We start from the raw sequence: 5,129 nt of genomic DNA, 5'->3' as shown, positions 1-5,129 counted from the left end.
GACATTCTCGACATTTCCAAGATCGAGGCCGGCAAGCTGCAGCTCGACGAAACCACGGTCGACATCAACAACATTCTGCGCCGGGTTCTTGCCGTGCTGGGCGAGCGCGCCCGCCAAAAAGGCTTGGTCCTCCACGCCGAGTCCGATGATTTCAAGCGGACGCTGATTGGCGACCCAACGCGGATCACCCAGTGTCTGATCAACTACACCGCCAACGCCATCAAGTTCACCGAGCGGGGCAGCGTCACCGTCCGCGTCCGCCGGATCAGCGAGGCGAACAGCGAAACCGTGTTGCGCTTCGAGGTTGAAGACACCGGCATCGGCATCGCCGAAAAATCGATCCCCCGGCTGTTCGGGATTTTCGAGCAGGCCGACGCATCGACCACCCGCAAATTCGGCGGCACCGGCCTCGGCCTGGCCATCACCCGTCGCCTCGCCGCATTGATGGGTGGCGAAGTCGGCGTCAGCAGCCGGCCAGGCCACGGCAGCTGCTTCTGGTTCACGGCCCGCCTGAAACCGGGCGACGAGGACATGGATGCCATCACCTCGACCTTGGCCGGCATGACCCTGCCCGCCGTCCAGGAAACGCTGGCCGGCCGCCATCTGCTGATCGTCGAGGACGAGCCGATCAACCGCGAGATTGCCCTGGAATTGCTCAAGGATTTCGGCACCACAGCCGACACCGCAGAAAATGGCCGGGAAGCGCTTGAGCGCCTGGCGACCCGCAGTTACGACCTGGTTCTGATGGACATGCAGATGCCGGAAATGGACGGACTCGAAGCCACCCGCCGCATCCGCGCCCAGCCGCAATACACGCTGCTGCCGATCATCGCGATGACCGCCAACGCCTTTGCCGAAGACCGCGAACGCTGCATCGCCGCGGGCATGAACGATTTCATCGTCAAACCGGTCGAGCCCGACGACCTCAAGATGCTGCTCCTGCGCTACCTCGCAACGTAAGATCGAAGGACGCGTTCGGCAGCCAGCACGCCGCGATACTGCGCTTCCTCGAACAGCGAAAAACCTGACAGGTCGGCGTGGGCCAGCGTGATGCGCCGACTTTCAAAATTGGCCAATTTTTCCCGTTGACCGTGGGGCCAGCCGTTGCCTTTATGGTCGTCGAACAGGCTGCCTGGCACCGGGCGGCGCATGGCGTGACCGTGGCGGAAGACGTCGAGGCGGGTCGTCAGCTTGCGGATGTCGGGATGGACGCCTTCGAGTTCGGCCAGGATGCCTTCGGCCCAGGCTTCGCGCGGCGTTTCGATGAGCCGCCGGCGCCCCTCGGCCGGTGCGACTTCGTGCAGCGCTCGGTAATACGTGAACACCGTGCCGCTCAGGCGACGGCGGATCAATTGATGGGTTGCGCTGACGTAGCCGAGGCCCGAGCTATCGTAAAACACGTTGTCCCACGCCGCCGGCGCGCCGTGCCGCTCTTCCGGCAGATCGGCCAGATGCAGGTTGGCGACCAGCCACGGCGCGTAATCGCCGGCCAGCGCGGCCGCTTTGAGTTCGGCTGGAATCGCCGGCCAGACGCGCGGCAGGACGAAAGCGGGCGCCGCCCAGATCAGTTCCCGGGCTTCGAAGCGCACGGTTTTTGCCCCGAGAAGCACGTCGACCGTCAAACCCGACTTTCCCTCCTCGATGCGCCAGACCAGCGCCCCGGTCACGACGCGATCACCGGCTTTTTTGGCCAGCCCGCGGGCCAACCAGGCGTTGCCTTCGGGGGCCGTCAGCACGGTATCGCCCGAGGCATTGGCCGCCTCGCCGTCGCGGCAGGCGAAGTAGTGAAGACCGGCCCAGGCCGAAACCTGAGCGCAGGCCGTTCCATAGTCGTCGCGGCAGGCGTAATTGGCCAGCCAGCGCACGGTCGGGGCCGTAAAGCCGTTGTCGCTCAGCCACTGGGCGAAGGAAATCCGGTCGAGCGCCAGCCATTCCGGATCGCGACTCGACAGCGCCATCGGGATGGCAAACAGCCGGCGGCCGTCGCGACCACGGGCTCGCTTGAGTTCCTCCATCCGCTCATGAAAGCGCCTTTGCTCGGCCAGCTCAGCCGCTTCGATGCCGCGTTGCGGCAGCAACCCCTCGTCCCACAAGCCATTGCGATAGACCCGCTCGTGCGGCGTCGCGCACAGATAACGCTCGTCATAGGTCGGCTTGAGTGCGGCCGGATCGCCCTGCAGGACGCCGAGTTCGGCCAGCAGTTCACGCACCAGCACGGCCTCCGGCCCGGGTAACGGCAAGTAATGCGCGCCCCACGGGTAGGCGACGAGCGGCGACTGCCCGGCCCGCGAATTGCCGCCGGCCTCGTTTTCCATTTCCAGCACCAGAAAGTCGTCGACCGCAGCATTGGCCAGCTTCCACGCCGCCGATAGCCCGGAAATGCCGCCGCCAACGATCAGCACGCCAGTTTTTCGCGTTTCAGAAGGGGCCGGGAAATGACCGTCGCGCAGCCGGTGGCCGAGCGCCTGATTCATGCCGAGCAAGTCGCCGGGCGGCAAAGGGGGCTTTCCGGCCGGAGCGCAACCGGCAAGCGCTGCCGCCCCCACCGTACAAAGAAACTCCCGCCGGCTAATCAAGTTTCCGCAGCGACAGGCTGACCGACAGGCTGACCGACAGCTGGGCGCCCAGCCAGCCGAGGAAAGCGCCGAGCCCGGCCAGTCCCAGCGTTTCCGTCACGCCCGGCGGGTGCAGGCTGAAGCTGCCGCCATAGAGCGCGGCCAGCTCACCAACCGGCCCGGCCAGCAAACGCAGTGCGGCGAGCACCAGCGCGGCGGCGAGCAGGCCGCCGAGCGCCCCCTGCAGGGCGCCGAAATAATAGAAGGGCCGGCGAATGAAACCGTCCGTCGCGCCGATCATGCGCGCCACCTCGATCTCGGCCGATTGGGCCATGACCTGCAGGCGGATGGTGTTGAAAGTCACGGCGACCAACCCGGCGCCAAACAGCCCGGCCAGCATCCACAGCGCCAGCTTGCCGAGACGCAAGAAGGCGTCGAAACGCTTGACCCAGGCCGAATCGAGCTGAACGTGGGCAACCTTGGGCCAGCCGGCGATTTCCTTGCGCAGAATTTCCAGCGCCTCCGGCTCGGTGTTGGCCGGTTCGATCACGAAGGCATCGGGCAGCGGGTTGCGCGGCAGGCTGGCGACGATTTCGGCCATACCTTCGCTGCGCTGCATGCGCTTCAGCGCGTCCTCTTTCGGCACAAATTTCCACTTGCCGTTGGCGGCCTGTCGCAGCCGGCTTTCGATTTCGCCGACGTCCTTCCGGCTCGCTTCGAGGTTCATGAACAGGCTGATCTGCTGCACACCGGAGGCATTGCGGCCGAGATCACGCAGGTTGTCGAGCGCGACGTAACCAAAAGCCGGCAGAGTCAGCGCAATGCCGATGACGAGCAGCGAGAGCAGGGTATTGAGCGGCGTCGCCCACAAGCGGCGGAAAGCGGCGGCCAGCGCGGCGCGGTGGTGGATAAGCCAGGTCATGCAACCACCCTCCCGTGCGCCAGGCGCAAGACATTCGGGTGGTAACGTTCGATCCAGCTCTGGTCGTGCGTGGCAACGACGACCGTGACGCCGACACGATGAAAGTCGGCAAAGATGTCGAGAATGGCCAGGCCCGATTCGCTATCGAGATTGCCGGTCGGCTCGTCGGCGATCAGGATGGTCGGCCGGTTGACCACGGCGCGGGCGATGGCCAGCCGTTGCTGTTCACCACCCGACAGAGCGATGGGACTGGCCTTTTCACGGGCCAGCAGCCCGACCTTGTCGAGCGCCGCCTGAGCCCGGCGAATCGCCTCGCGGCGCGGCAGGCCGGCGATGTCGAGCGGCAGCAGCACGTTGTTGAGGGCATTGCGGTCGAACAGCAGCTTCTGGTCCTGGAAAACCAGGCCGAAATGCCGGCGCACATGCGGAATGGCACTGCGCCCAAGGGCCGACAGGTTCTGGCCATTGACCACGAGGCTGCCGGAAGTCGGCCGCTCGATGGTCGAAATGAGCTTGACCAGCGTCGTCTTGCCGGCGCCGGAATGGCCGGTGATGAGCACCATTTGCCCGGCCTCAATCGAAAAACTCGCATCCTTGACGGCCTCGAAGCCGCCCGGATAGCGTTTGGTCAGATTACTCGCTTCAATCATTGTTCAAACATGGCATCCACAAAATCGCGGGCCAGGAAGGGGCGCAGATCGTCGATCTGCTCGCCGACGCCAATGAAGCGGATCGGCTTCGGGCACTGCCGGGCAATGGCCGTGACGACACCGCCCTTGGCCGTGCCGTCGAGCTTGGTCAGGACCAGACCGGTGACATTGATCGCCTTGTCGAAGGCTTTGACCTGCTGCAGCGCGTTCTGGCCGATGTTGGCATCGAGGACGAGCAGGGTTTCGTGCGGGCCTTCCGGATCGATCTTCTGGATGACGCGACGGACCTTGGCAATTTCTTCCATCAGGTGCAGCTGGGTCGGCAAACGGCCGGCCGTGTCGGCCAGCACGATGTCGATGCCACGCGCCTTGGCGGCCGAAATGGCGTCAAAGACGACGGCCGCGGGATCGCCGTTGTCCTGGGCGATGACCGTCACGTTGTTGCGCTCGCCCCAGGTTTCGAGCTGTTCGCGGGCTGCCGCACGGAAGGTATCGCCGGCAGCCAGCAGCACGCTCTTGCCCTGCATCTGGAAATAGTGGGCCAGCTTGCCGATCGAGGTCGTCTTGCCGGCGCCGTTGACGCCGGCAATCATGATCACGAAGGGCTTGTGGGTCGACACGTCGAGCGGCTTTTCAAGCGGCTGCAAGGTTTCGAGCAGGGCATCGTGCAGCGCCTTCTGGATGGCGTCCGGGGTGTCGAGCTTGTCGCGCTTGGCCGCTTTTTTCAGTTCGTCGAGCAGATGGGTCGTTGCCTCGACGCCGCAATCGCTGGTCAGCAGCAAGGTTTCGAGTTCTTCGAGCAGTTCGTCGTCGACCTTGCCGCGCGAGAAAATGGTTTTGAGCTTGCCGCCCCATTGGGCGCGGGTCTTGGCCAGGCCCTTGAACAGGCGCTCGCGCCAGCCAGGCGCCGCGGCGCTTTCAGCCGGGACGTCGGTCTTCTTCTCGGCGCCGGATTTTTTCAGGAAACTGAACATGGGAATGGGGGTCTCAAGCCTTGCTGAC

Annotated in this window: 5 protein-coding genes; 1 reads left to right on the top strand and 4 read right to left on the bottom strand. The window is 64.9% G+C overall.

Annotation, left to right across the window (positions count from 1 at the left end; all coding sequences use genetic code 11):
• Positions 1-960: response regulator (locus ADADOO_RS04255; RefSeq protein ID WP_511275292.1), on the top strand; the 960-nt coding region annotated here is incomplete at its 5' end.
• Here the strand turns inward: ADADOO_RS04255 and ADADOO_RS04250 are convergent.
• The 4 genes from ADADOO_RS04250 to ftsY form a co-directional block, all read right to left on the bottom strand.
• A complete protein-coding gene (locus ADADOO_RS04250; RefSeq protein ID WP_511275290.1) occupies positions 945-2,498 on the bottom strand; it encodes an NAD(P)-binding protein in 1,554 nt (517 codons plus the stop codon). The two genes, ADADOO_RS04255 and ADADOO_RS04250, sit on opposite strands and share 16 nt — an antisense overlap.
• A 70-nt stretch (positions 2,499-2,568) precedes the next feature.
• Positions 2,569-3,477 carry a permease-like cell division protein FtsX gene (ftsX, locus tag ADADOO_RS04245; protein WP_511275289.1) on the bottom strand — a complete coding sequence of 303 codons (909 nt, stop codon included), beginning with the start codon at positions 3,475-3,477 and terminating at the stop codon, positions 2,569-2,571.
• Positions 3,474-4,127: a cell division ATP-binding protein FtsE gene (locus ADADOO_RS04240; protein ID WP_511275288.1), complete on the bottom strand. Its 654-nt coding sequence runs from the start codon at positions 4,125-4,127 to the stop codon at positions 3,474-3,476. Before ADADOO_RS04240 ends, ftsX begins: the two co-directional genes overlap by 4 nt.
• On the bottom strand, positions 4,124-5,129 hold a 1,006-nt coding region (ftsY, locus tag ADADOO_RS04235), incomplete at its 5' end, for a signal recognition particle-docking protein FtsY (RefSeq protein WP_511275287.1). The genes ADADOO_RS04240 and ftsY, both read right to left, overlap by 4 nt.

The organism is Azonexus sp. (assembly GCF_036170495.1).
In the GTDB taxonomy this organism is placed as follows: Bacteria; Pseudomonadota; Gammaproteobacteria; order Burkholderiales; family Rhodocyclaceae; genus Azonexus.
Note: the sequence above shows the minus strand (reverse complement) of the source record. Positions and strands in the feature narration are given on the sequence as shown.

What these genes read in the sequence shown, in the direction of transcription:
- ftsX (WP_511275289.1), bottom strand. Translation starts at nt 3,477, where the DNA reads ATGACCTGGCTTATCCACCACCGCGCCGCGCTGGCCGCCGCTTTCCGC.
- ADADOO_RS04240 (WP_511275288.1), bottom strand. Translation starts at nt 4,127, where the DNA reads ATGATTGAAGCGAGTAATCTGACCAAACGCTATCCGGGCGGCTTCGAG.